Genomic DNA, 23,150 nt, shown 5'->3' with positions numbered 1-23,150 from the left:
GCATTTCGTCGGAAGGGCGCTTGAATGACAATTAGAAGAGCGCTTTCCGGTGATCTTCCGGCCGTTGCCGCGGTGACGACGGCTGCCTATGCGTCCTACACCGCTCTGTTCGGCGCCCCGCCGATTCCGGTGACGGAAGACTACGCGCCGCGCATCGAGCGCGGCGAGGTCTGGCTGCTCGAAGAGGACGGAGGACTGGCCGGGCTGATCGTCCTCGAACGGCATCCCGACCACGCCATGATCTTCAGCGTCGCCGTCGCGCCGGCCTTCCAAGGTAAAAAACTCGGCATCAAACTGCTCAACTTCGCCGACGAGCAGGCGCGGTTGTGGGCCGTGCCGGAGGTGCGGCTTTACACCAATTCGCGGATGGAGCGGAACATCGCGCTCTATTCCGCCTACGGCTATCGGGAAACGGGTCGCCGCGCCAACCCACACCGGCCAGGATGGACCCTGGTCGACATGATGAAGTCGGTCGACCGAGCCGCCTGATCACATTTGAACAGAGGAGGACGATAATGAGCCAAGGAAAAATCCGCTCCGGCATGGGCGGCTGGACTTTCGAGCCTTGGGACACCTCCTTCTACCCGGACAAGCTCGCCAAGGCCAAGCAACTCCACTACGCCAGCCGGCAGGTCCCGACCATCGAGGTCAACGGCACTTATTATTCCAGCTTCAAGGAACCGACTTTCGCCAAGTGGGCCAACGAAGCGCCGGAGGGTTTCGTCTTCTCGCTCAAAGGCAACCGCTTCGTCACCAACCGGAGGGTGCTCGGCGAGGCCGGCGAATCGATGATGCGCTTCCTGGGCTCCGGCGTTGCCGCGCTCGGCGAGAAGCTCGGCCCGATTCTGTGGCAGTTCGCGCCGACCAAGAAATTCGACGCGGACGATTTCGAAGCCTTCCTGAAGCTGCTGCCCGAGAAGCAGGACGGTGTGCCTCTGCGTCACGCGCTGGAGGTGCGCCACGACAGCTTCGTCGTGCCGGAGTTTCCAGCGCTCGCCCGAAAATACAACGCCGCGATCGTCTATGCCGACCACGCAAAATATCCGGCGATCGCCGATGTAACCGGCGACTTCGTCTATGCGCGGCTGCAGACCGGCAGCGACGACAACCCCGATTGCTACACGCCGAAAGGCCTCGACGAATGGGCGGGACGGGTGAAGACCTGGGCGCAAGGCAAGCAGCCCGCCGACCTGCCGCGCGCCGATCCCAAGACCGATGCGCCGGTCAAGCCGCGCGACGTGTTCGTCTACTTCATCACCGAGGGCAAGGTGCGCGCGCCGTTCGGCGCCATGGCACTGATGAAGCGGATGACCGATTGAAGGGGCGAGCTCCGCCGGAACTTACGGGGCATCTCGACCGTTTTGCCTTTCTCGCCGGGAGCGGGTTTCCATAGCGGTTGAGCGTCGCGGAACAATGGCCCGGGCTCCGGCATCGGGAGAGCCCGAAGAAAGCGAGGTGATATGGCTGTCATCCTCATCGGGGCATTGCTCATCGTCGCCGGTATCGTGTACATGGCCGGCGCGGTCCTCAGGCGCGGGAAACTTAGCGATCCGGCAGCTGCAGCCTCGGATCGCCCGGTGCCAAATCTTACAACGCCTGGCCCGACGCTTGAGCCACGCCGGCGCGGCCTCGGTTTCCTCGGCCTGTCGCAGAACTGGCCGGGTCTGCTGATGATGGGAGTCGGCATCATCCTGCTGTTGTTGGTGGCGGTCCTCTGACGCCGCGGAATTATGGCATCTTCACTGCCTATCGTAACGTAATCGATACTTCCTTGCTGCACTAATGGACCTACGTCAGGTTGCGGAAGCCCGGCGGCGGCAAGGACGGGTGCATGCTGCTCGACTACAACTCATTGCTTCTGGCCGTCGGCTTCTCCGCAGCCTGCCTCAGCCTCACCCTGTTCGGGACGTGGCTGACCGCCCGTTCCGACAGATTCCTGCTGACATGGGCGACCAGCGTGCTGGTGGTGGTGGCGGAGGTTTTTGTCTATGACGCCTATATCGATGCGCCCGGAACAGTCCTCGGCATCCTGGCGCTGGGGCTGCTGCTGTTCGGCTTCTCGGTGATGTTGGGCGCCGCCCACCAGTTCCGGACCGGCCGCTCGCCGCTGCCGCGCATCACGCTTGGCACTGCCATCTCTTTGGCGCTGGCGTTACCGCCAATGGCGCTCGGCTATGACGGTCTGGGCTTCATGCTTGAGAATTTCCTTGCCGCGCTGCTCCTATTCGGCACCGCGCATGAATATTGGAAGGGTCGCGAAGAGGCACCGGCGCAACTCGTGGGCGTGGCGCTGCTCTATTCATTGACCGCTGTTTCCTTCGTGCTTTGCGCGGCCGTGCTGGCTTGGGACGGCAAGCTCATCCTCGGCCACGCGCCGAGCAACTGGGCGGAGGATCTGAGCTTGGTCATCGTCATCGCCTCGATGACCGGCATCGGCGCGCTGTCGCTGGCGCTCAACCAGGGGCGGCTCGCGCGCCACCACAAGCATGAGGCAGAGACCGACGTGCTGACGGGGCTGCTCAACCGCCGCGCGTTGTTCGACCTGCACGGCAAGACGCCCGTCAGCGCTTTCACGGCGGTGGTGGTGTTCGACCTCGACGGCTTCAAGGCGATCAACGACCAATTCGGCCACGCCGCCGGCGACGAGGTGCTCAAGGTCTTTGCCCAAGTGCTTTCCGCCGACCTGCGCCCGAACGACTCCGTCGCCCGCATGGGTGGCGAGGAATTTGCCATGGTGTTGAAGCGGACTTTGCCCGAGACAGCCGAGGCGACGGCCGAACGCGTCCGGGCCGCGTTCGCCGCGCGCACGGTCGAGACCGAGACCGGACCGCTGCGCTGCACGGTCAGCGCGGGCTTCGCATTTGGCAGCAGGGATGGCATGAGCTTCGACAAGGTGCTCAGCGCCGCCGACAAGGCGCTCTATGCCGCCAAGCGCGGCGGCCGCAACCGCGTCCTGGATTTTCGCCGCGCCGGCTGAGTTTTACCGCCGCGTGCAAACTCTCAATGGTGTGAGATTACTTCGTTGAAGGCGTCGAGATCGACGTAGAAAACCTTGGTGATCTCATCCAGGAGATGATCTTCGTCATAGCCTTGCGACATCAGGATGTTGATCGCGGTCATGATGTCGACGCGCTCGGTGAGGCGCCGCTTTTGGTAGTCCTCGACAAAACGTTCCATCGCCGTCCCCTGGCAAAATTCTTTTTGGACGCATTGACCGACAATCACTGCGGGGAAAGCTAGGTGGATTGGCTTGCGTGGAACTTGCGGACGGAGTCCGCGCCTTCCCCCTCATTCGCAACTGATACGGAAAGCGGCCGACTCACCAGGGCCAAGAAAAGACTAGCATGCGGTATTCAACGCGCCAGAGCTCTGCCTGGCCAGCGGAGAGAAATACTGGGGTTGCTGCCGCCTCGCGATGTCGACCGAAGTCGAGCAAACGATTCTAGACTGTCAGAAACTTCCGCACATCCGCCTGGTCCAGGTCTTCGGCGGGGCCGGTATGCACGATCTGGCCGCGATCCATGATGTTGACCTCGTCGGCAAGTTCCCGGCAGAAGTCGAGATACTGCTCGACCAGAAGCACGGCGATCCCCGCCTGGTCGCGCAGATAGCGGATGGCGCGGCCGATATCCTTGATGATGGAGGGCTGGATGCCTTCGGTCGGCTCGTCGAGCACCAGGAGCTTGGGTCGCATCACCAGCGCTCGCCCAATGGCAAGTTGCTGCTGCTGGCCGCCGGAGAGATCACCGCCGCGGCGGCCGAGCATCTGCTTCAAAACCGGAAACAGCTCGAAGACATAGGCCGGAATGTTGCGGTCGGATCGCCGCAGCGGCGCGAAGCCGGACTCCAGATTTTCGCGCACCGTGAGCAGCGGAAAGACTTCCCTGCCCTGCGGCACGAATGCGATGCCCGACCGGGCGCGATCATACGCCGCGCTCCGGTCGAGCGCCTTCCCCTCGAAGGCAACGCTTCCGCTCGTCAGCCGGTGATGGCCAACGATCGATCTCATCAAACTGGTTTTGCCGACGCCGTTGCGGCCGAGCACGCAAGTGATCTTGCCGGCACCCGCCTTTAGCGAAACGCCGCGCAGCGCCTGGGCGGCGCCGTAATGCAGGGTGGCATTGGAGACCTCGAGCATGATCAGCCCCTTCTCCAGTGCTTCAGGAAAGTGAAATCGAAACGGTGGAAGGGAACCCGCCAGACCATGCTCACCGCCCCAGATAGACTTCGACGACGCGCTCGTCGGCCGAAACGAAATCGAGCGTGCCTTCCGACAGCACCGAGCCCTCGTGCAGGCAGGTGACCTTGACGCCGAGCTCGCGCACGAAATGCATGTCGTGCTCGACGACGATCACCGAATGGTCGCGGGCGATGTCCTTGAGCAGACGCGCGGTCTCCTCGGTCTCGGCATCGGTCATGCCGGCGACCGGCTCATCGACGAGCAAAAGCTTTGGGTCCTGCGCCAGGAGCATCCCGATCTCCAGCCACTGCTTCTGGCCATGGCTGAGATTGGCGGCGAGCTCGCCGCGCTTGTCGCCGAGACGGATGATGCCGAGGATGTCGTCGATGCGCCGCGACTCGGCCGCCGAACGGCGATGGAACAGCGCGGGAAAGATCGAGCGCGGCCCTTTTAGCGCCAGCATGAGATTGTCCTCGACGCTGTGGCTCTCGAAGACCGTCGGCTTCTGGAACTTGCGCCCGATGCCCATCATGGCGATCTCGGCTTCGTCGTGGCGGGTGAGATCCACCTCACCGTCGAAGAACACCTCGCCCTCGTCCGGCCGCGTCTTGCCGGTGACGATGTCCATCATCGTTGTCTTGCCGGCGCCGTTGGGCCCGATGATCGCGCGCATTTCGCCCTTGTCGAGCACCAGCGACAGCTTGTTGATAGCGCGAAAGCCGTCGAAGGAAACCGAGACGCCGTCGAGATAAAGGATGGTGTTCGACTTGCTCATGATCGTTCACTCCGCCGGCTGCGGCTCGGCGCCGGTGGCAGACCAGGCGCCGGGCGTCGTCGCCGCCGAGCGCATGATCTTCAGCTGCGGCGGCTCCTCGGGATCGAAGCCGGCTTCCGCCGCAAGCGAAGCTGACCGCAGCGCCTTGGCCTGACTGCGCCAGGCATCCCACATGCCGACGATGCCTTTGGGCAAAAGCAGCGTGACGGCGACGAACAGGCCGCCCAGGGCGAACAGCCAGAATTCCGGCAGCACGCCGGTGAACCAGGACTTGCCGGCGTTGACCAGCAGCGCGCCGACGATCGGGCCGACAATGGTGCCGCGCCCGCCGACAGCAGTCCAGATCACCACCTCGATCGAGTTGGGCGGCTCGAATTCGCCGGGATTGATGATGCCGACCTGCGGCACGTAAAGCGCGCCGGCGATTCCGGCCATGATAGCCGAGATCGTGAAGGCGAACAGCTTGACGTTCTCCGCCCGCCAGCCGAGGAAACGGGTGCGGCTTTCGGCGTCGCGCACCGCCATCAGGAGCTTGCCGTATTTTGAGCGCACGATCGCGGCGGTAACGAAAACGGCGAGCGCCAGCGTAACGGCGCTGGCCGCAAACAGGGCCGAGCGCGTGGCGTCGGCCTGGACGCTGAAGCCGAGTATATCCTTGAAATCGGTCAGGCCGTTGTTGCCGCCGAAGCCCATGTCGTTGCGGAAGAAGGCGAGCAGCAGCGCATAGGTCATCGCCTGGGTGATGATCGAAAGATAGACGCCGGTGACGCGGCTGCGGAAGGCGAACCAGCCGAAGACGAAGGCGAGCAGGCCGGGCACGGCCAGCACCATGAGCGCCGCGAACCAGAAATGATCGAAGCCGTACCAGAACCAGGGCAACTGCTTGTAGTTCAGGAACACCATGAAGTCCGGCAGGATGGGATTGCCGTAGACGCCGCGCGAGCCGATCTGGCGCATCAGATACATGCCCATCGCATAGCCGCCAAGCGCGAAGAAGGCGCCGTGGCCGAGCGAAAGGATGCCGCAATAGCCCCAGACCAGGTCGAGCGCCAGCGCCAGCAGCGCGTAGCAGAGATATTTGCCAATCAGCGCCACGATGTAAGGCGGGATGTAGAAGGCGCTTTGCGGCGAGACCGCCAGGTCGAGCAGGGGCACGATGATGGCGGCGGCCAGCAGGACGAAGATGGCAATTCCGATGCGGCGATCGGCGCCGAAGAAGCGTTGCGTGATCATGCTTCCACCGCCCTGCCCTTCAGCGCGAACAGGCCGCGCGGGCGCTTCTGGATGAACAGGATGATCAGCACCAGAACGACGATCTTGCCGAGCACCGCGCCGGCATAGGGCTCGAGGAACTTGTTGATGATGCCGAGCGAGAAGGCGCCGACCAGCGTCCCCCACAGATTGCCGACGCCGCCGAAGACCACGACCATGAAACTGTCGATGATGTAGCCGCGGCCGAGATTGGGCGAGACATTGTCGATCTGGCTGAGCGCCACGCCCGCGATCCCGGCGATGCCCGAGCCCAACGCAAAGGTCAGCGCGTCGACCCAAGGCGTCCTGATGCCCATCGAGGCGGCCATGCGGCGGTTGGCGGTGACGGCGCGCATCTGCAGCCCCCAGGGCGTGCGCTTCATGACGTAGAGCAGCACACCGAACACGGCGAGCGCGAACACCAGGATCCACAGCCGGTTCCAGGTGATGGCCAGCTGGCCGACATCGAACGAACCCGACATCCAGGACGGATTGCCGACCTCCTGGTTGGTCGGCCCGAAGATGGTGCGCACCGCCTGCTGCAGGACCAGCGAGACGCCCCAGGTGGCCAGAAGCGTTTCCAGCGGGCGGCCATAGAGGAGGCGGATGATGCCGCGTTCGATTGCAAGGCCGACCAGCCCCGCGACAAGGAAGGCGAGCGGCAGCGCGATCACCAGCGACCAGTCGAACAGGCCCGGAAACGAGGTGCGGATAACTTGCTGGACGACGAAGGTGGTGTAGGCGCCGAGCATCACCATCTCGCCATGCGCCATGTTGATGACGCCCATGACGCCGAAGGTGATGGCAAGCCCGATCGCCGCAAGCAGCAGCACCGATCCCAGCGAAATGCCGTACCAGATGTTCTGGCCCGCATCCCACAAAACCAGCTTGGAGTTGATCTTGCCGATCGCGGCGGCTGCCGCCTCCTTGACCGCGCCCTGGGCGTTCGCCTCAACTGAGGTGAGCAGCGAGAGCGCGTCGCGGTCGCCGCGAGCGGCGACGACCGAGATCGCCGCGAGCTTATCGGCTTCGGGCTTGTCGGAAACCAGAACCGATGCCGCGCGCGCCTGCTCGAACAGGGCCTTGACGCCGGGATCGATTTCGGCGGCGATTGCGGCATCCAGCGGCCCGATGTTCGCCGCATCGGGCGTCTTGAACATCGTCATTGCCGCGGCAAGACGCACGCTTGCGTCCTTGGCGCGCAAGGTCAGCGTGCCCAGCGCGTCGCGGATGACACGACGCAGCCCGTTATTGACCTTGATCTTGGTGAGGTCGGCCTTGGCCGCTTCGGCGGCGTTCTCGCCGCTCAGCGGATCGAGCAGCTCGATGCTGTCGCCGCTCTCCTTGCCGACAAAAACCTGGGAATCGGCCTTGCGGATGTAGAGATTGCCGTCGGCCAGCGCCGAAAGCGGCCGCTCGACGGCGGGATCGCCGCTCGCGGCAAGCTCGCGCACGACGGCCTCGGTAGCCGAGAAGCCGGTTGCAGCTGCGAATTTGCCGATCGATGCGCGAAGGTCGGCCTCAGCCGCCTTCGACGGCGTCAGTCCAGCCATCGTCAGCAGCAACATCAGACCGATTGCGCGCAGCAGCAGCATCGTCGTTTTCAAGCAGCTTTCTCAAGCAATTCCAGGAAAAGTGTGAAGCGGTTTTCCGTCCGGAATTGCGCAAAACTAGGTTTCAGGGATCTTGCCCGGGCGGGTCAGGAACCTGCCCGGGCGGCGGTCTCGGATCGCGGGGCCACTCCGCGATCCGACAGACCTGGGATCACGGACCGGGATTAGTTGGTGCCCTTGCCGCCGCACTTTCCGGTGGCGACGTTGAAGTTGCCGCAGGACAGAGGCGCGCGCCAATCGGAGATCAGGTCCTTGGAATCCGGCAGGTAGTCGGACCATTCGTCGCCCATGACGAGGCCGGGCGTTTGCGAAACGGTCTCGAACTGGCCGTCGGCCTGGATCTCGCCGATCAGCACCGGCTTGGTGATGTGGTGGTTGGGCATCATCGTCGAATAGCCGCCGGTCAGGTTCGGCACCGAAACGCCGACCATGGCGTCGATGACCTTGTCCGGATCGGTGGTGCCGGCCTTCTCCACCGCCTTCACCCACATGTTGAAGCCGATATAGTGGGCTTCCATCGGGTCGTTGGTGGTGCGCTTGTCGTTCTTGATGAACTTGTGCCAGTCGTCGATGAACTTCTTGTTCGCCGGCGTGTCGATGCTTTCGAAGTAGTTCCAGGCGGCGAGATGGCCGACCAGCGGCCCGGTGTCGAGACCGGCCAATTCTTCCTCGCCGACCGAGAAGGCCATGACCGGAATGTCCTCGGCCTTGACGCCCTGGTTGCCGAGCTCCTTGTAGAACGGCACGTTGGCGTCGCCGTTGACGGTCGACACCACGGCCGTCTTCTTGCCGGCCGAGCCGAATTTCTTGATCGCCGAGACCTCGGTCTGCCAGTCGGAGAAGCCGAACGGCGTGTAGTTGACCATGATGTCCTCGGCCGGCACGCCCTTCGACTTGAGATAGGCTTCGAGGATCTTGTTGGTGGTGCGCGGATAGACATAGTCGGTGCCTTCAAGCACCCAGCGCTTCACCGAGCCGCCGTCGGCGCTCATCAGGTAATCGACGGCCGGAATGGCCTGCTGGTTCGGCGCCGCACCGGTGTAGAAGACGTTGCGCTCGCTCTCCTCGCCCTCATACTGGACGGGATAGAAGAGGATATTGTCGAGTTCCGAGAACACCGGTAGCACCGATTTGCGCGACACCGAGGTCCAGCAGCCGAACACGGCCGCGACCTTGTCCTTCGAGATCAGCTCGCGCGCCTTTTCGGCGAAGAGCGGCCAGTTGGACGCCGGATCGACCACCACGGCTTCCAGTTTCTTGCCGAGCAGGCCGCCCTTGGCGTTTTGCTCGTCGATCAGCATCAGCATGACGTCTTTCAGCGTCGTCTCCGAAATTGCCATGGTCCCCGACAGCGAATGGAGAATACCGACCTTGATCGTGTCTTCAGCCGCCTTGGCGGAAGTTGAAGCCAGCAGACCAGCCGCGACGACGCCGGCGGACAGGATTTTTGTTATTTTCGCGAAGTTACCCCTCATATGACACGCTCCCAAGCTGGTTGTTTTGCATCGCAATATTAGCGGTGCAAGCGACGTGCCAGATAGGAATGCGCTGAACTGGTTTTCGCGATAATGCAGTGATTACAGTCGGTTACATGATAGCCGCGCAACTGTCGCCTCGACTGCAACGCGGCAGGATTGAGAAAAGTTTACGCACCTCTGCCTAGATTTTGCCCAAATTGTGAAAATGCCTATGATTTCACCACAAAGGCAAGGATAGCTTTGTCGGCCCTGTTGCGGGCTCATGGCGAAATGGGGCAAGGTCGCCGTGCAAACGAGCGACGTCATGGCCCTGCGAACAATCCCGGCTTTCCTGCTTCTTGTGTCCGCCGCCGGCGGCGCCCGCGCCGATTTTGCCGAAGGCAAGCTGCCGGACGGCGTCTATCACTGCGAGGTCTACCTGCTCGGCCTGTTCCTCAACCTGGGCGACATCACCATCAAGGGCAGCCTCTATAGCGGCCCGGTGACCTTCGGCGCCGCGCCGCCGCCTTACGATTACCAGATGAATCCCAATGGCGAGATCACCTGGCTCGGTCCGCTCGGCGGCTACACCAGCGGCGGCAATTCGGTCTCGATGACCCAGGCGACCTTGGATGACCCGAGCGGTCCCTCGTTCGACATCATCATGAAACAGCAGGACGGCGCCTTCACAGCCTCGACCTGCACCAAAAGATAGCCCGCATAAAAAAGGCGCGGAACCCGTTTGGGTCCCGCGCCAGCAGGCAGTCGGGAGGTCAGATCGTTTTCGCCGACATCTGGGCGGCGATGTAGTCAGCCTGACGGATCGCCAGCGTCACGATGGTCAGCGTCGGGTTCTCCGCCGCACCCGTGGTGAACTGGCTGCCGTCTGAGATGAACAGGTTCTTGATATCGTGCGACTGGCCGTGCTTGTTGACGACGCCGTCCTCCGGCTTTTCGCTCATCCGGTTGGTGCCGAGATTGTGGGTCGAAGGATAAGGCGGCGTCGGGAAGGTCCGCGTCGCGCCGACCGCGGCGTAGAGCGCCTGGCCTTGGCTGTAGGCATGGTTGCGCATGGCCTCGTCGTTCGGATGGTCATCGAAATGGACGTCGGCGATCGGCATGCCGTGCTCGTCCTTCTCGTCCTTGTGCAGCGTGATGCGGTTCTCTTCGCGCGGCATATCCTCGCCGACGATCCACAGGCCCGCCATATGGTCGTAATGGTCGAGCGCCGTGGTGAAGGAGCGGCCCCAGCCGCCGGGGTTGAGAAAGGCCGCCATGAATGGCAGGCCGAGCGACAGCGTCTCCATCTCATAGCCGCCGACGAAGCCCCGCGACGGATCGTGGCGCGCCTCGTCGCGGATGATGCCGGCCATGGTGGTGCCGCGGTACATATGCACCGGCTTGTCGAAGATGGCATAGACCGAGCCGGTGGTGTGGCGCATGTAGTTCTTGCCCACCTGTCCCGACGAGTTGGCGAGCCCGTGCGGGAATTTCGATGATTCCGAGTTGAGCAGCAGGCGCGGGCTCTCGATCGAATTGCCGGCGACGGCGACGATGCGGGCTTTCTGCTCCTGCAGCTTGCCGTCCTTGTCGGCATAGACGACGCCGGTCACCTTGCCTGAAGCGTCATGATTGATCTTGATTACCATCGAGTTCGGCCGCACCTCCAGATGCCCGGTCGCCTCGCCCTTCGGGATCTCGGTGTAGAGCGTCGACCATTTGGCGCCCCATTTGCAGCCCTGGAAGCAGAAGCCGGTCTGCTGGCAGGAATTGCGGTCGTCGCGCTCCACCGAATTGATGGCCATGTTGCCGGTGTGGCATTCCTTGTAGCCGAGCTTGTCGGCGCCGGCCTTGAGCACCTTGAAATTGTTGTTGCCCGGCAGCCGCGGCCAATTGTTGGTGCCGGTGACACCCATCTTGGCTTCGGCCTTGGCGTAATAGGGTGCCATCTCGGCCAGCGTCACCGGCCAGTCGAGGAGGTTGGCGCCCTTGACCTTGCCGTAGGTCGTGGCCGCCTTGAACTCGTGCTCCTGGAAGCGCAGCGAGGCGCCCGCCCAGTGCGTGGTCGAGCCGCCGACCGACTTGACGATCCAGGCCGGCAAGTTCGGGAAATCCTTGGCCACGCGCCAGTCGCCCGAAGTGGTGCGCTTGTCCTTCCAGGCGAGCTGGGCGAACGACTCCCATTCGTCGTTGATGAAGTCCTCATATTCATGGCGTGCGCCCGCCTCGAGGATGACGACGTCGATGCCTTTCTGGGCGAGCTCGTTGCCGAGCGTGCCGCCGCCCGCGCCCGAGCCGATGATGACGACCACGCCGTCATTGTTCAGATCAAATTGTGCTGCCATGGTTTCCTCCCATGAAATCTGTCGAAAAGCGGTTCGTGAAAGAGCGGCTCAGAGCCACTCGATGTCGTTGAAGCCGCGCGCGATGTAGCCGCCCTTGGAGTAGGACTCGCCTTCGTAACCGAAGATCGGCCACACCTCCTTCTGGTTATAGAGGCTGACGACAAGCCCGCCGCGCACCGCCTGGAAGAACGGCGTCTTCTCGATACCGGTGAGGAGCGCCACCCGCTGCTCTTCCCAGCCAAGCCCGCGATAGCCGCCCTTGCCAGCCTTCTTATCGAGCTCGGCAATGCCTTTCTCGATCAGCTCCTTGTGGGCAGGGTCCTTGGCGGCCGTCTCGTCATGGCCCTTGACGGCAATGGCGTAATATTTGTCCGGCACCTGGTCATGCGGGTAGATGTCGCGCGCCACCTGGATCAGCGTCGCCATCGTTTCGGGCTTCAGTGCCGAGGTTTCGAGACCCCAGGCGTGTTCAGGGCTGATGACGGCTCTGCCGGAGATGATGAGCAGCGCGCCCGCGCCGCCACGTTTCAGAAGCTCGCGCCTGGATAGTCCGGCTTTCCTCTCGTAACCCGGTTTCTTCTCGTAGACTGTAACCATGATTTTCCTCCCTGCTTGCTGTTCGCACCCCTGAGAGTGCCGTTGCTGGCGCCGCGCCTCTCCGCGGCGTATCCCCTATTGGAAGCGCCCTCCCCGCTGCAGGACCTCGATCTTGTAGCCGTCGGGATCCTCGATGAAGAAGAAGCGGGCGATCAGCGCCCCGTCGTGATTGAACTCGACGATCTTCTTCGGGTTGAGACCGAGCGCGCCGATCCGGTCGTGCTCGCTGTCGAGATCGGCGACCGAGACGGCGAGATGGCCGTAGCCGTCGCCAAGCGCGTAGGGCTCGGTACGTCCCTTGTTCACGGTCAGCTCCACCTCGAAAGGCGAACTCTCATTGCTGAGATAGACGAGCGTGAAGGTCTCGAAATCGAGCCGCTGGGCGACCTCGAGGCCGAAGGCTTTGTTGTAGAAGTCGACGGAGCGCGCTTCGTCGAGAACCCTGATCATGGAATGGATCGTCTTCGCCAAATCGGACTCCGTGAGCTCTCATGCTTTCGAAGCCGATTATGCGCGCCGGCGAAAAATGGTGGTGGCAGCCGATTACCACGCGTGGAGCAGGAAAACGGCTAGTGTCGCTCCAATTTTAAGGACGAAAGTCCGATTGCCGTCGGCGGCTATCGGATCGAAAATGACCAACGCAGGCAGTGTTCAAAAAGGCGCCAGCCAACTGAATCGGCGCCCAAGACAAACAACAACGGGAGGTACCGATGTGCAGAGTCTTCGCCGGGCAGGACCCGGAAGGCTACCGGCAGATCAACAGGTCGATCCGCATCGACGGCCATTCGACCAGCATCCAGCTCGAAGCGACATTCTGGGGTCTTCTTGACGAGATCGCCGACAGCCAGGGACTGACGACGCCGAAATTCATCTCGAAGCTCTATGACGAGGCGATCGAGATCAACGGCGAGATCCCGAACTTCGCTTCCATGCTGCGCACGACCTGCGCGCTCTATTTGCGCGGCCATCGGCCCAGCGCCGAAGACCAGGCTGCATTGAAGCAGGAAGCCGCCTAACTGCTCTCAACTGCGACTTCGAGCGCCAGCCGGGTCATGTCGGTGAAAAGCGCCTGGCGCTCCGAATCGTCGATCAGCTCGCCGGTGGCGACATGGTCGACGACGGTCAGCAGCGACAGCGCTCGAGCGCCGAACTGTGCCGCAATCCGATAGAGCGCGCTGGTTTCCATATCGACGGCCAACGCCCCCAGCGCCATCGGCTCGTCAAACCGAGCGCGGCCATCGGGATGGTGGAAGACGTCGCTGCAGATCGTCAGTCCGGCGCTGCAGGCGATACCGAGATCGGCGGCGCATTGCAGCACCCGCGCATGCAGCGCCGGGTCCGGCCCCGCCGGCTGGTAAAGCCCGAACACTTGCCCGCTGATTGCACTCTCGGCCCGCACCTCGCTGGAGATGACGACGCCGCGCAAAGGCACGTTTTCCGACAAGCCGCCGCATGTGCCGGTGCGGATCAGCGTTTTGACACCGTAATACTCCATCAGCTCAAAGGCATAAATCAGGAAAGACGGCGCCCCTATCCCGGTCGCCTGGATGCTGACCGGCTTGCCGCGGAACCGGCCGGTGAAGCCCAGCGCGCCCCTTCGGCGGTTCACGCAGCGCGGCGCCTCGAGAAACATCTCCGCCATCCATTGCGCGCGCTCGGGATCGCCCGGCAACAGCACCGTTTCGGCATAGTCCCCCCGGCCCGCCTCGATATGCGGCGTCACGCGCTACCACCCCTGATAGACCCATCCGGCGACCATCATGGCAGGACTGCCGCAATGCGCAAGCTCTGGCTTATTTAGAGCAATCCAAGGAAGCGCTGAACGCCCTAGGATTCCAGCACGTCCTTGACGATCGTCGCCAGTTGCTTGAGCGAAAACGGTTTCGGCAGGAAACCGAAATGCGCCTCGGCCGGCAGGTTCTTCGCAAACGCGTCCTCGGCATAGCCCGAAACGAACACGAACTTGATGTCCGGCTGGCGTTTGCGCAGCTCGCCGAGCAATGTCGGCCCGTCCATCTCCGGCATCACCACGTCGGACACGACGATATCGACCTTGCCGCCGAGCGCCTCGAACACTTCAAGCGCCTCGACGCCGGACGACGCCTCGTGCACGGTATAGCCGCGCGAGGTCAGCGCCCTGACGCCGCCCATGCGCACGGCATCTTCGTCCTCGACCAGAAGCACCGTGGCGGAGCCGGAAAGATCTTTTGCGGTATCGGCGGTCTTGGCCGGAGCAGTCGCCGCTGTCGATGGCGCCTCGCCAGGCTCGGCCTGCTTCTTCACCTCGGCGATGTGGCGCGGCAGGAAGATACGGAACACCGTGCCCTTGCCGACTTCGGAATCGCAGAAGATGAAGCCGCCGGTCTGCTTGATGATGCCGTAGACCATGGACAGGCCGAGGCCGGTGCCCTTGCCCACTTCTTTGGTTGTGAAGAAGGGCTCGAAGATCTTTTTCAGCACCTCTGGCTCAATGCCGCTGCCGGTGTCCTCGACGTCGACGAGCACATAGTCGGCCGGCGTCAATTCGCGGTAGGCGAAGGATTTGCACTCGTCGGCGGTGACGTTGCGGGTGCGCACGGTGAGATCGCCGCCGCTCGGCATGGCATCGCGCGCATTGACGGCGAGATTGACCACCACCTGCTCGAACTGGCCGATATCGACCTTGACCGGCCACAGGTCGCGGCCGTGGTCGATCTTCAGCTTAATGTCGTTGCCGACGAGGCGCGCGAGCAGCATCCTGAGATCGGCCAGAACATCGGTCAGGTTGAGCACTTCCGGCCGCAGCGTCTGCTTGCGCGAGAAGGCGAGCAATTGCCGCACGAGCGAGGCCGCCCGGTTGGCGTTCTGCTTGATGTTCATGATGTCGGGGAAGGACGGGTCCGACGGCCGGTGGTTGGTCAAGAGAAGGTCGGACGCCATGATGATGGCGGTCAGCACGTTGTTGAAGTCGTGCGCGATACCGCCGGCGAGCTGGCCGACTGCCTGCATCTTCTGGCTCTGCGCCATCTGGCCCTCGAGCGCCTTCTGCTCGGTGGTCTCGACCGCGTAGACGATCGCCGCCTCCTCGGCGCCTTCGCTGCCCGCGCTGTCGGCGACGGCATTGACGTAGAAGCGGATGTGGCGCTCCTCATTGCCGGGCAGGACGGAATCGATCGGCTCGATATTGGCCTGCCGCTGCCGCGCCTTCTCGAAGGCGGCGGCGAATGCCGGCCGGTCGCGTTCGTGAACGATCGTTTCGAAGCGCACCCGCCGGTCGACGGCGTCGCGGTCGACCACGGACGAAAACAGCTGCAGGAACGGCGCGTTGGTGCGCAGGATGCGTCCGTTCGCATCGACGCCGGCAATGGCCATCGGCGTCGAGTTGAAGAAGCGGGTGAAGCGAACCTCGGAGGCCCGCAGCTCCGCGGAAGCGTCCTCGCCCTGGGTGCGGTTGAGCACGATCGTGCGGGTCGGGCCGTTCACGCCTTCGCGGCTTGCTGAAACCCGGTGCATGAAGCGCACCGGCAGCGCCTGGCCGCTCATCGTGGTGAGGTCGAGGTCGATGACGGCGTTGCGTGTGGTGCCCGGATCGGCCTTGACAGAACGGACCAGCGCCATGCCGTCGCCGGCGATGATTTCCGGCAGCGTGATGGCGCCCGGCGTGAAGGAGGCAAGGTCGATGCCCAGCCACTCGGCGAGCGTGGCGTTGATATAGGTGACGCGGCCTTCCTGGTCGGCCGAGAAGAATCCGGCCGGGGCATGGTCCAGATGGTCTATGGCTTTCTGCAGGTCGAGGAAGAAACGCTCCTGCTCCGCCCGTTCCTGCGAGATGTCGGCCAGCTGCCAGGCCAGCATCGGCAGCCTTTGCCCGGGCATGCTGAAGGCGCGAGCGCGAGCGCGGTACCATCGCGCGCCCGGCTCAGCGCCTGGTTTGATCGACTGCGCCAGCCGGAACTCGCCGTCGCCGGCCTGGCCGTCGCGCAGGCCCGACGCCAGCCGGTAGATTGTCATCGAGGCCTCCGGGACATCCGACAACAGCCCTTCGACGGTCTTGAGATCGGCGGCCGAGGCAGCACCCGTCATGTCTGCATAGGCGCGATTGGCGTAGACGACGCGGCCCTTTGTGTCGGTGACCAGCAGGCCCTGCGACATGGAGTCAACGAAGGCTTTTGACAATTCGTCGCCGGTTGAACGCGGTGCGATCTGCACGAAGCCGATCGCGGTCGCGAACAGGAAGCCGACGCCGATCATGGCGAGCACGCCGAGCATGCCGAGCAGGAAAGGATCGCCGAGGCGCTCGCGGAAAAGTCCGAAGACGATCGCGGCGCCGGTCAAGACGACGATGAAGACGATGAGCCTGGTGACGGCGCCCGGACGCGTGTTCTGGTCGACGATCGGTACCGGATAGAAATCGCCGCGCGCTTCCTTGGCCATGTTCCCCCTGCTCGTGATTCCGGTGTCCGATGGGCACGGACGGCCGGTTGAATCACATTCTCCTGTAGCGGAAAAGGCCTCGGCGGCAAATGTCCGATAAAATCAACGATTCATGTTTCAAACTGTTCACGATGGGTGATGTGAACTTGCGGTCGCTGGTCCCAACGGTCTAGTGTTCCCTGACTTCAAAGATGGCGATTGGGGTGCACCGATGCAGTGGCTGGATAATGTAGCGGGCCCGGGTTATGTCGCTGCAATCCTGTGGACGGTAGCGGCTCTCATCATGCTGGTTGTCGTCCTGCTCGCCATCAAGGTGGTCCGCAACCTGACGTTCGGCACCTTCGTCGCCGGCGGCAGGAACCGCAAGACGCGGCTTGCCGTGATGGATGCTACCGCTGTCGACAGCCATCGCCGGCTTGTCCTGGTGCGCCGCGACGACATCGAGCATCTGATCCTGATCGGCGGGCCGACCGATGTCGTGGTCGAGCGCGACATCAGGCTGGCGGCGCTGCGCCGCCCGGCATTGACGGGCGACGCCGGTCAGCAGCAGACAACCGCCGCCGCGCGGCCGCGCGCGCCGCAACCGGCGCCCGCACCCTCTCCCGCCCGGCCGGCGCCGCCGCCTGCCGCCCAGCCTGCCGTCGCACGTCCGCGCGCGCCGGCGCCCACACCCGCGCCCAAGCCGGCGGCGCCGAGCCAGCCGACGGCGAAGGTTATGCCGCTGCCGAGCTACGGAACGACGAACGGCAGCACCCGATCCACGCCGCCGCCCTCAAACGATTCCATCGACGACACGCTGATGCACGAGCTCGAGACCTCTCTCGACGAGACGCATTCCCAGCCGGCACCCAGCAAGCCGGCGGCCAAGCCTTCGCTCGATGACGAGATGACCAAGCTGCTTGGCGAGTTGGGTAGCCACAAGCGCTGACCGGCCACCGGCGCAAACGAGCCTTTCGCGCCTTTGTCGGCAAAGATAATGGGGCGCTGAAAACAAAAATGGCCGGAATTCCGGCCATTTTTGATGTTCCTGCCTGTCGGATCGCGTCAGTCGTCGCGATAGACCTTCTCGCGGCGTTCATGGCGCTCCTGGGCTTCGATCGACAACGTCGCGATCGGACGCGCATCGAGCCGCTTCAGCGCGATCGGCTCCCCGGTCTCCTCGCAATAGCCGTAGGTGCCTTCGTCGATACGCTGGAGCGCGGAGTCGATTTTCGAGATGAGCTTGCGTTGGCGATCGCGGGCGCGCAATTCGATGGCACGATCGGTTTCGGAAGAGGCGCGATCGGCTAGGTCGGGATGATTGGCGTTTTCCTGCTGCAGGATTTCTAGGGTTTCGCGCGCTTCGCGCAGAATGTCGTTCTTCCAGGTGATAAGCTTTTGACGGAAGTACGATTTTTGCCGTTCGTTCATGAACGGCTCGTCTTCGGAGGGTACGTAATTGGCGGTAACGATATCGTTCATTCGACTCACCCAACAACCCCAAAATTTGGCGCCTATATATTCGGGGAAAAGAGCCTGCACAAGCGCTATCGGCAACAGTTTCACGCAATTGTTAGTCTTGCATCGGCAACTCCGGCAACAATGTTGTTCAACGGCAGAAAACGAATTCGCACCTGATTCGTTGCAGTTGCGGGCCGACCATTGTGCATGACATCGTTCTGGTGACTAATCGCGCTTTGTCACGAAGGCAGGCCATGGGGGTCCGGTTGAGCAGACTTTATCTGTTGCGGCATGCCAAAGCCGGCTGGGCGCTGCCCGGCATGCGCGATTTCGACCGCCCGCTCGACGAATCGGGCATGGCCGATGCCGAAGCGATCGGAGAGGCCATGCGGGCCCGCAACTATGTGCCGGACGTCACTCTTTGCTCCAGCGCCAAGCGGGCCAGGCAGACGCTGGAAGGCCTGGCGGGGCGCACCGACACCGGCCGGGTGCTGTTCTTCGACACGCTCTACAGCGAGGATGCGGCCGGCTATCTGGAGATCATCCGCAAAAATCGGGACGCCGGCCAGCTTCTGGTGATCGGCCACAACCCCATGACCGAAGATCTGGCCATGGCGGTGTCCGGAAATGGCGAGCAGACGGCGCGCGGCATGATGAATCACGGTTTTCCGACCTCCGGCCTTGCCGTGGTTCGCTTTCCCGGCAACCTTGCCGAAGCGGCCCAGGGCAATGGCTATCTCGAAGCTTTTCTCACGCCGGCCGACCTCTGAGGCCATTTCAAACGCGCGGTGCAGGGCCTATATCGGGCGCTGACGCGCAACCAGAGACCTGATTTGGCATCATCGCTGACCAGTTTTACCGACGAGGCGAGGATTGCGCTCGACACGTTGTCGGGCCGCGCCGCCGGGCTCTTCTCTCCGTCAATGCGCCTTGGCGTCACCGGCCTGTCGCGCGCCGGCAAGACGGTGTTCATCTCCGCCCTCGTCCACAATCTCATTCATGGCGGTCGCCTGCCGCTGTTCGAGGCGCAGAAATCCGGCCGCATCGCCCGCGCCTTCCTCGAGGAGCAGCCGGACGATGCCGTTCCGCGTTTCCAATATGAAGACCATGTCGCGGCTTTGGTGAACGAGCGCGTCTGGCCGGACTCGACCCGCGCTATCTCCGAGCTCCGGCTCACCATCGAATATGAGTCGGCTTCCGGCTGGAACCGCTTGTTTTCAGCCGGAAAACTATCTGTCGACATCGTCGACTATCCCGGCGAATGGCTGCTCGACCTGCCGCTGCTCGGCAAATCCTTCGCCGATTTTTCGCGCGAGGCGGTCGAGTTGGCCGCCCTGCCCGTCCGCTGCGACCTGTCGCAGGCCTGGCGTGAGTTGGCCTCCACCATCGATCCCGATGCCGAAGCCGACGAGATGACCGCCCGGCGATTGGCCGAAAGCTTTGCCGCCTATCTCAATGCGTGCAAGCTCGACGACCGCGCGCTGTCGACGCTGCCGCCAGGCCGTTTCCTGATGCCGGGCGATCTCGAAGGCTCGCCGGCGCTCACCTTCGCGCCGCTGATGACGCTGTCGCAAGGCCGGCCGCGCTCCGGATCGCTGCGGGCGATGATGGAGCGCCGCTACGAGGCCTATAAGACGCATGTCGTCAAACCGTTCTTTCGCGAGCACATCGCCCGCCTCGACCGGCAGATCGTGCTGATCGACGCCATGCAGGCGCTCAATGCCGGCCCGGCCGCCATGGCCGATCTGGAGCGCGCGGTGACCGAGATCCTGTCCTGCTTCCGGCCCGGACGGGGCAATTTCCTGACCGACTTCTTCTCGCGCCGCATCGACCGCATCCTGGTGGCCGCGACCAAGGCGGACCATTTGCACCACGAAAGCCATGACCGGCTGCAAGCGATCGTGCGCCGGCTGACCGACCGGGCCGTCGCGCGGGCGAATTTCAGCGGCGCCGCCGTCGATGTCGTCGCCATGGCAGCGGTTCGCTCGACCCGCGTAGGCACGGTGAAGCAGGGGCGAGAGACGCTCCCCGTCATCATCGGCACGCCGCTGAAAAGCGAGACGATCAACGGCGAGACATTCGACGGAAAGGCCGAAACCGCCATTTTCCCGGGCGATTTGCCGGAAAAGGTCAACGCGGTGTTCGACGTTTCCGGATCGCCGGCGGACAGCGCCGAACCGGCGATCCGCTTCGTGCGTTTCCGCCCGCCGAAGCTTGAACGCACCGCCGAAGGCGTCACGCTGTCCTTGCCGCATATCCGGCTCGACCGAGCGCTGCAGTTCCTGATCGGAGATCATCTGGCATGACCGCGCCCCGCAAACCGGCGGCCTTCCGCATCGAGCCTGAGACCGAAGCGCCGCCGCAACCACAGCGAAATAGCGCCGCCAAGGAGCCGCCGGCGCGCAGACCACGTGCGAGGGCCGATGTAGCGGTCGTGATCCCCTCGGAAGTCGACGTCTTCGACGAGCCGGATATCGAGGCCGCGGTTCCGCCGCCGGCGACGGCGCCGAGAAAGCGTTCGCTGCTTTCCCGGCTGTTCTTCGGCGCTCTCGGCGTGCTCGTCACCCTGGCGGTCGGCCTTTGGGCCGACCAGCTGATCCGTGACCTGTTCGCGCGCGCCGAATGGCTCGGCTGGCTGGCGGCCGGCATGGCGGCGATCGCGCTGCTCTCGCTGATCGTCATCCTGATCCGCGAATTCCTCGCCATCGCCCGCCTTGCCGAAGTCGAAAAGATGCAGAAACGGGCCCTGGATGCCGTGGCGCGCGACGACCCCAAGGCGGCGCGCGCCTTGGTCGACGAGCTCTCGGCTTTCGTCGCCGCAAAACCCGAGACCGCCGCCGGCCGCCGTTCGCTGGCCGAATTGCGTGGCGAGATCATCGATGGCGCCAATCTGGTGCGGCTGGCCGAGACCGAGATCCTGTCGCCTCTCGATGCCCGCGCCAAAGTCATGATTCTGGAGGCGGCGAAACGCGTGTCCCTCATAACGGCGGTCAGCCCGCGCGCGCTGGTCGCCATTGCCTATGTCGTGTTCGAGGCCGGGCGGCTGATCCGGCGCCTGTCCGAGCTCTATGGCGGCCGCCCAGGCACGCTCGGCTTCTTCCGGCTGGCGCGCGGCGTGCTCGCGCATCTGGCGGTGACCGGCTCGATCGCGGTTGGCGACAGTTTCGTGCAGCAGATCGTCGGCCATGGGCTTGCCGCAAAACTCTCGGCAAAACTCGGCGAAGGCGTCGTCAACGGCATGATGACGGCGCGCATCGGCATCGCGGCGATGGAAACGGCACGCCCCTTGCCGTTCATCGCCGTGAAGCGCCCGGGCCTCGGCGATTTCCTCTCGGCGCTGACGTCGTTCGCGGCACGAAAGAACGGCCAGGACGACCGATAAGGTAAATGCGCGACCCATCGCGGGTGACGAAGCATTAACCAATCTTCTGCATGGTCGGTCCGGTCCCAAGAATAGACTCTTTCGTGCCGGGTGTCGTCGATGAGAAGCGTGATCCTGTCCTGCGTCCTGCCTGCCGCCATTGCGATCGTCGCGCCGCTCGGCCTCGTCGAAAAGGCCCTTGGCGCAGAGCCGGACAAGCAGTTTTTCCGCTCCGTCGAAGGCAGATGGGTCGGCCCCGGCGAGATCATCGCCGGCAAGTACAAAGGCACCAAATTCACTTGCGATTTCAATGGCTCGACGCCCGCCAGCAAGCTCGGCATGACGCTTGACGGCGGCTGCAGGGTCGGCGTGTTCACGCAAAAGATGTCGGCCAGCGTCGAGCGCAAGGGCCGCGACGGCTATCGGGGCACCTTCATGGGCGGCTCGACCGAAAGCGGCATGGACATTGTCGGCGGCAATGTCGTCGACGCTCAGAAGGTCGTTTTCACCATCAACCGCAAGCAGTTGAACGGCGTCATGCAGGCGCGTGTCCCCGACGGCAATTCGATGACCGTGACGGTGGCCGTGCGCGTCGACAATCAGCTGGTGCCGGTGATCGGCATGAGCCTGAAGCGGGTCGATTCGGTCGAAGTCGGCGCCATCGCCAAGAACTGATCCGGCGCGGTTCCCGCAGTCCGCGTCCGCCATCCGTTACAAGACGGTTCAGGTCAAAGTCGGGAAGTGGCAGGCCACTTTGCGGCCCGGACGATATTCCTTCAGTTCCGGCCGCTCGGAACGGCACCGGTCCGCCGCGATCGGGCATCGCGGATGGAAGCGGCATCCGGACGGAGGCTCCAGCGGGCTCGGCACGTCGCCGGTGAGGATGATGCGCTTGCGCGCGCCCGCACGCGTCGTCTCGACGATGGGAACCGCCGAGATCAGTGCCTGGCTGTAGGGATGGGCGGGTGTCCCAAAGATCTCTTCCGCCGGGCCCTCCTCGACGATAGAGCCGAGATACATGACCGCGATGCGCGTCGAGACCTGACGCACCACAGAGAGATCGTGGGCGATGAAGATATAGGTGAGCTTCAGCTTCTCCTGCAGATCGGCGAGCAGGTTGACGATCTGGGCCTGCACCGACACGTCGAGCGCGGAGACCGGCTCGTCCAGCACGACAAGGTCGGGATTCAGCGCGATCGCCCGGGCGATGCCGACGCGCTGGCGCTGCCCGCCGGAGAATTCGTGCGGATAGCGCATCATATGGTCCGGCAACAGCCCGACCAGCTCAAACAGCTCCGCCACCCGCGCGGTGATCTCACGTGCCGAAACCTTGCCGTGGATGCGCAGCGGCTCGGCGACGAGATCGCCGACGCGCCGGCGCGGATTGAGCGAGGCCGAGGGATCCTGGAAGACCATTTGCAAACGCCGCCGCAGCGGCCTGAGCTCGGATAGCGATTTCGAGGTGATGTCGTCGCCTTCGAACAGAAGTTTGCCGTCGGTGATGTCGTAGAGCCGAACCAGGCAGCGCGCCAGCGTGGACTTGCCGCATCCGGATTCGCCGACAAGGCCGACAGTCTCGCCGCGCCGCACGCTCAGCGAGACGTTGTCCACCGCATGGACCGTCCGCCTGCCCTCGGCGGAAAAGCGGCTGCCGATCGAAAAGCGTTTTGCCAGCGAACGCGTCTCGAGGATCGGTCGGTCTGTGTTTGTCATCAACT

24 protein-coding genes are annotated in these 23,150 nt (G+C 63.6%); 11 read left to right on the top strand and 13 right to left on the bottom strand.

All coding sequences use genetic code 11. From position 1 onward, the window contains the following. Window positions 1-24: 24 nt before the first annotated feature. The 4 genes from LB529_RS05255 to LB529_RS05240 all read left to right on the top strand — a co-directional run bounded on the left by LB529_RS05255 (window position 25) and on the right by LB529_RS05240 (window position 2,977). Window positions 25-489, top strand: coding sequence for a GNAT family N-acetyltransferase (locus tag LB529_RS05255; protein ID WP_224601288.1), 465 nt, complete (start codon window positions 25-27; stop codon window positions 487-489). 26 nt (window positions 490-515) lie between these two features. Next, window positions 516-1,319 (top strand): DUF72 domain-containing protein, encoded by an 804-nt coding sequence (locus LB529_RS05250; RefSeq protein WP_263497126.1) that lies wholly within the window; start codon window positions 516-518, stop codon window positions 1,317-1,319. Window positions 1,320-1,460: 141 nt separating this feature from the next. Further along, on the top strand, window positions 1,461-1,718 hold the full coding sequence (locus LB529_RS05245; protein WP_095765284.1) for a hypothetical protein: 258 nt from the start codon (window positions 1,461-1,463) through the stop codon (window positions 1,716-1,718). Window positions 1,719-1,831: 113 nt separating this feature from the next. Next, a complete protein-coding gene (locus LB529_RS05240) occupies window positions 1,832-2,977 on the top strand; it encodes a GGDEF domain-containing protein (RefSeq protein WP_224710452.1) in 1,146 nt (381 codons plus the stop codon). Window positions 2,978-3,000: 23 nt separating this feature from the next. Here LB529_RS05240 and LB529_RS05235 read toward each other — a convergent pair whose 3' ends face one another. The 6 genes from LB529_RS05235 to urtA all read right to left on the bottom strand — a co-directional run bounded on the left by LB529_RS05235 (window position 3,001) and on the right by urtA (window position 9,294). Beyond that, window positions 3,001-3,177, bottom strand: a complete 177-nt coding sequence (locus tag LB529_RS05235) for a hypothetical protein (RefSeq protein WP_095765283.1) — start codon at window positions 3,175-3,177, stop codon at window positions 3,001-3,003. Window positions 3,178-3,442: 265 nt separating this feature from the next. After that, window positions 3,443-4,138 carry an urea ABC transporter ATP-binding subunit UrtE gene (gene urtE, locus LB529_RS05230; RefSeq protein ID WP_224710451.1) on the bottom strand — a complete coding sequence of 232 codons (696 nt, stop codon included), beginning with the start codon at window positions 4,136-4,138 and terminating at the stop codon, window positions 3,443-3,445. A gap of 70 nt (window positions 4,139-4,208) precedes the next feature. Continuing rightward, complete coding sequence (urtD, locus tag LB529_RS05225; protein ID WP_224710450.1) at window positions 4,209-4,955, bottom strand: urea ABC transporter ATP-binding protein UrtD; 747 nt, start codon at window positions 4,953-4,955, stop codon at window positions 4,209-4,211. Between the two features lie 6 nt (window positions 4,956-4,961). Then, on the bottom strand, window positions 4,962-6,188 hold the full coding sequence (gene urtC, locus LB529_RS05220; RefSeq protein WP_224710449.1) for an urea ABC transporter permease subunit UrtC: 1,227 nt from the start codon (window positions 6,186-6,188) through the stop codon (window positions 4,962-4,964). After that, window positions 6,185-7,801 carry an urea ABC transporter permease subunit UrtB gene (urtB, locus tag LB529_RS05215; protein ID WP_224710448.1) on the bottom strand — a complete coding sequence of 539 codons (1,617 nt, stop codon included), beginning with the start codon at window positions 7,799-7,801 and terminating at the stop codon, window positions 6,185-6,187. The genes urtC and urtB overlap by 4 nt, the downstream gene beginning before the upstream one ends. Before the next feature lie 182 nt (window positions 7,802-7,983). After that, window positions 7,984-9,294 carry an urea ABC transporter substrate-binding protein gene (urtA, locus tag LB529_RS05210; protein ID WP_224710447.1) on the bottom strand — a complete coding sequence of 437 codons (1,311 nt, stop codon included), beginning with the start codon at window positions 9,292-9,294 and terminating at the stop codon, window positions 7,984-7,986. 307 nt (window positions 9,295-9,601) lie between these two features. Between urtA and LB529_RS05205 the strand changes: the two genes are divergently transcribed. After that, complete coding sequence (locus LB529_RS05205) at window positions 9,602-9,991, top strand: hypothetical protein (protein ID WP_224710446.1); 390 nt, start codon at window positions 9,602-9,604, stop codon at window positions 9,989-9,991. Window positions 9,992-10,049: 58 nt separating this feature from the next. Here the strand turns inward: LB529_RS05205 and LB529_RS05200 are convergent, their stop codons facing one another. The 3 genes from LB529_RS05200 to LB529_RS05190 form a co-directional block, all read right to left on the bottom strand. After that, window positions 10,050-11,621, bottom strand: a complete 1,572-nt coding sequence (locus LB529_RS05200; protein ID WP_224710445.1) for a GMC family oxidoreductase — start codon at window positions 11,619-11,621, stop codon at window positions 10,050-10,052. 48 nt (window positions 11,622-11,669) lie between these two features. Then, entirely contained in the window at window positions 11,670-12,218 is a 549-nt protein-coding gene (locus tag LB529_RS05195; protein WP_224710444.1) for a gluconate 2-dehydrogenase subunit 3 family protein, read from the bottom strand. Between the two features lie 75 nt (window positions 12,219-12,293). Further along, window positions 12,294-12,689, bottom strand: coding sequence for a VOC family protein (locus tag LB529_RS05190; protein WP_224532020.1), 396 nt, complete (start codon window positions 12,687-12,689; stop codon window positions 12,294-12,296). A gap of 239 nt (window positions 12,690-12,928) precedes the next feature. Between LB529_RS05190 and LB529_RS05185 the strand changes: the two genes are divergently transcribed. After that, window positions 12,929-13,234 (top strand): ribbon-helix-helix domain-containing protein, encoded by a 306-nt coding sequence (locus tag LB529_RS05185; protein WP_224532021.1) that lies wholly within the window; start codon window positions 12,929-12,931, stop codon window positions 13,232-13,234. On the opposite strand, the gene LB529_RS05180 is transcribed toward LB529_RS05185, so the two are convergent. Then, on the bottom strand, window positions 13,231-13,941 hold the full coding sequence (locus LB529_RS05180; RefSeq protein WP_224710443.1) for a DeoD-type purine-nucleoside phosphorylase: 711 nt from the start codon (window positions 13,939-13,941) through the stop codon (window positions 13,231-13,233). The genes LB529_RS05185 and LB529_RS05180 overlap by 4 nt on opposite strands. A gap of 104 nt (window positions 13,942-14,045) precedes the next feature. Further along, window positions 14,046-16,631: a cell cycle histidine kinase CckA gene (cckA, locus tag LB529_RS05175; RefSeq protein ID WP_140841155.1), complete on the bottom strand. Its 2,586-nt coding sequence runs from the start codon at window positions 16,629-16,631 to the stop codon at window positions 14,046-14,048. A gap of 211 nt (window positions 16,632-16,842) precedes the next feature. Between cckA and LB529_RS05170 the strand changes: the two genes are divergently transcribed. After that, window positions 16,843-17,559, top strand: coding sequence for a flagellar biosynthetic protein FliO (locus tag LB529_RS05170; RefSeq protein WP_224602465.1), 717 nt, complete (start codon window positions 16,843-16,845; stop codon window positions 17,557-17,559). A gap of 116 nt (window positions 17,560-17,675) precedes the next feature. Here the strand turns inward: LB529_RS05170 and dksA are convergent, their stop codons facing one another. Next, a complete protein-coding gene (gene dksA, locus LB529_RS05165) occupies window positions 17,676-18,092 on the bottom strand; it encodes an RNA polymerase-binding protein DksA (RefSeq protein WP_095765270.1) in 417 nt (138 codons plus the stop codon). Window positions 18,093-18,337: 245 nt separating this feature from the next. Between dksA and LB529_RS05160 the strand changes: the two genes are divergently transcribed. From LB529_RS05160 to LB529_RS05145, 4 genes are all read left to right on the top strand, one after another. Beyond that, entirely contained in the window at window positions 18,338-18,841 is a 504-nt protein-coding gene (locus tag LB529_RS05160; RefSeq protein WP_095765607.1) for a SixA phosphatase family protein, read from the top strand. A gap of 63 nt (window positions 18,842-18,904) precedes the next feature. Next, complete coding sequence (locus tag LB529_RS05155) at window positions 18,905-20,377, top strand: YcjX family protein (protein ID WP_224710442.1); 1,473 nt, start codon at window positions 18,905-18,907, stop codon at window positions 20,375-20,377. Then, window positions 20,374-21,453, top strand: a complete 1,080-nt coding sequence (locus LB529_RS05150) for a YcjF family protein (RefSeq protein WP_224710441.1) — start codon at window positions 20,374-20,376, stop codon at window positions 21,451-21,453. The genes LB529_RS05155 and LB529_RS05150 overlap by 4 nt, the downstream gene beginning before the upstream one ends. Window positions 21,454-21,552: 99 nt before the next feature. Next, entirely contained in the window at window positions 21,553-22,107 is a 555-nt protein-coding gene (locus LB529_RS05145; protein WP_176476910.1) for a hypothetical protein, read from the top strand. A 48-nt stretch (window positions 22,108-22,155) separates the two neighbouring features. Here LB529_RS05145 and LB529_RS05140 read toward each other — a convergent pair whose 3' ends face one another. After that, a complete protein-coding gene (locus LB529_RS05140; RefSeq protein ID WP_224710440.1) occupies window positions 22,156-23,145 on the bottom strand; it encodes an ABC transporter ATP-binding protein in 990 nt (329 codons plus the stop codon). Window positions 23,146-23,150 lie beyond the last annotated feature (5 nt).

Source organism: Mesorhizobium sp. CA5, from assembly GCF_020165105.1.
Taxonomy (GTDB): domain Bacteria; phylum Pseudomonadota; class Alphaproteobacteria; order Rhizobiales; family Rhizobiaceae; genus Mesorhizobium.
This window is presented reverse-complemented; position numbering and strand designations above follow the sequence as displayed.

Bases quoted from the DNA above. Each gene is read 5' to 3' on its own strand.
- urtC (WP_224710449.1), bottom strand. From the start codon at position 6,188: ATGATCACGCAACGCTTCTTCGGCGCCGATCGCCGCATCGGAATTGCC.
- LB529_RS05170 (WP_224602465.1), top strand. From the start codon at position 16,843: ATGCAGTGGCTGGATAATGTAGCGGGCCCGGGTTATGTCGCTGCAATC.
- LB529_RS05195 (WP_224710444.1), bottom strand. From the start codon at position 12,218: ATGGTTACAGTCTACGAGAAGAAACCGGGTTACGAGAGGAAAGCCGGA.
- LB529_RS05185 (WP_224532021.1), top strand. From the start codon at position 12,929: ATGTGCAGAGTCTTCGCCGGGCAGGACCCGGAAGGCTACCGGCAGATC.
- urtA (WP_224710447.1), bottom strand. From the start codon at position 9,294: ATGAGGGGTAACTTCGCGAAAATAACAAAAATCCTGTCCGCCGGCGTC.
- cckA (WP_140841155.1), bottom strand. From the start codon at position 16,631: ATGGCCAAGGAAGCGCGCGGCGATTTCTATCCGGTACCGATCGTCGAC.
- LB529_RS05250 (WP_263497126.1), top strand. From the start codon at position 516: ATGAGCCAAGGAAAAATCCGCTCCGGCATGGGCGGCTGGACTTTCGAG.
- LB529_RS05245 (WP_095765284.1), top strand. From the start codon at position 1,461: ATGGCTGTCATCCTCATCGGGGCATTGCTCATCGTCGCCGGTATCGTG.
- urtD (WP_224710450.1), bottom strand. From the start codon at position 4,955: ATGAGCAAGTCGAACACCATCCTTTATCTCGACGGCGTCTCGGTTTCC.
- LB529_RS05240 (WP_224710452.1), top strand. From the start codon at position 1,832: ATGCTGCTCGACTACAACTCATTGCTTCTGGCCGTCGGCTTCTCCGCA.
- LB529_RS05235 (WP_095765283.1), bottom strand. From the start codon at position 3,177: ATGGAACGTTTTGTCGAGGACTACCAAAAGCGGCGCCTCACCGAGCGC.
- LB529_RS05145 (WP_176476910.1), top strand. From the start codon at position 21,553: ATGAGAAGCGTGATCCTGTCCTGCGTCCTGCCTGCCGCCATTGCGATC.
- urtB (WP_224710448.1), bottom strand. From the start codon at position 7,801: ATGCTGCTGCTGCGCGCAATCGGTCTGATGTTGCTGCTGACGATGGCT.
- urtE (WP_224710451.1), bottom strand. From the start codon at position 4,138: ATGCTCGAGGTCTCCAATGCCACCCTGCATTACGGCGCCGCCCAGGCG.
- LB529_RS05200 (WP_224710445.1), bottom strand. From the start codon at position 11,621: ATGGCAGCACAATTTGATCTGAACAATGACGGCGTGGTCGTCATCATC.
- LB529_RS05205 (WP_224710446.1), top strand. From the start codon at position 9,602: ATGGCCCTGCGAACAATCCCGGCTTTCCTGCTTCTTGTGTCCGCCGCC.
- dksA (WP_095765270.1), bottom strand. From the start codon at position 18,092: ATGAACGATATCGTTACCGCCAATTACGTACCCTCCGAAGACGAGCCG.
- LB529_RS05255 (WP_224601288.1), top strand. From the start codon at position 25: ATGACAATTAGAAGAGCGCTTTCCGGTGATCTTCCGGCCGTTGCCGCG.
- LB529_RS05150 (WP_224710441.1), top strand. From the start codon at position 20,374: ATGACCGCGCCCCGCAAACCGGCGGCCTTCCGCATCGAGCCTGAGACC.
- LB529_RS05140 (WP_224710440.1), bottom strand. From the start codon at position 23,145: ATGACAAACACAGACCGACCGATCCTCGAGACGCGTTCGCTGGCAAAA.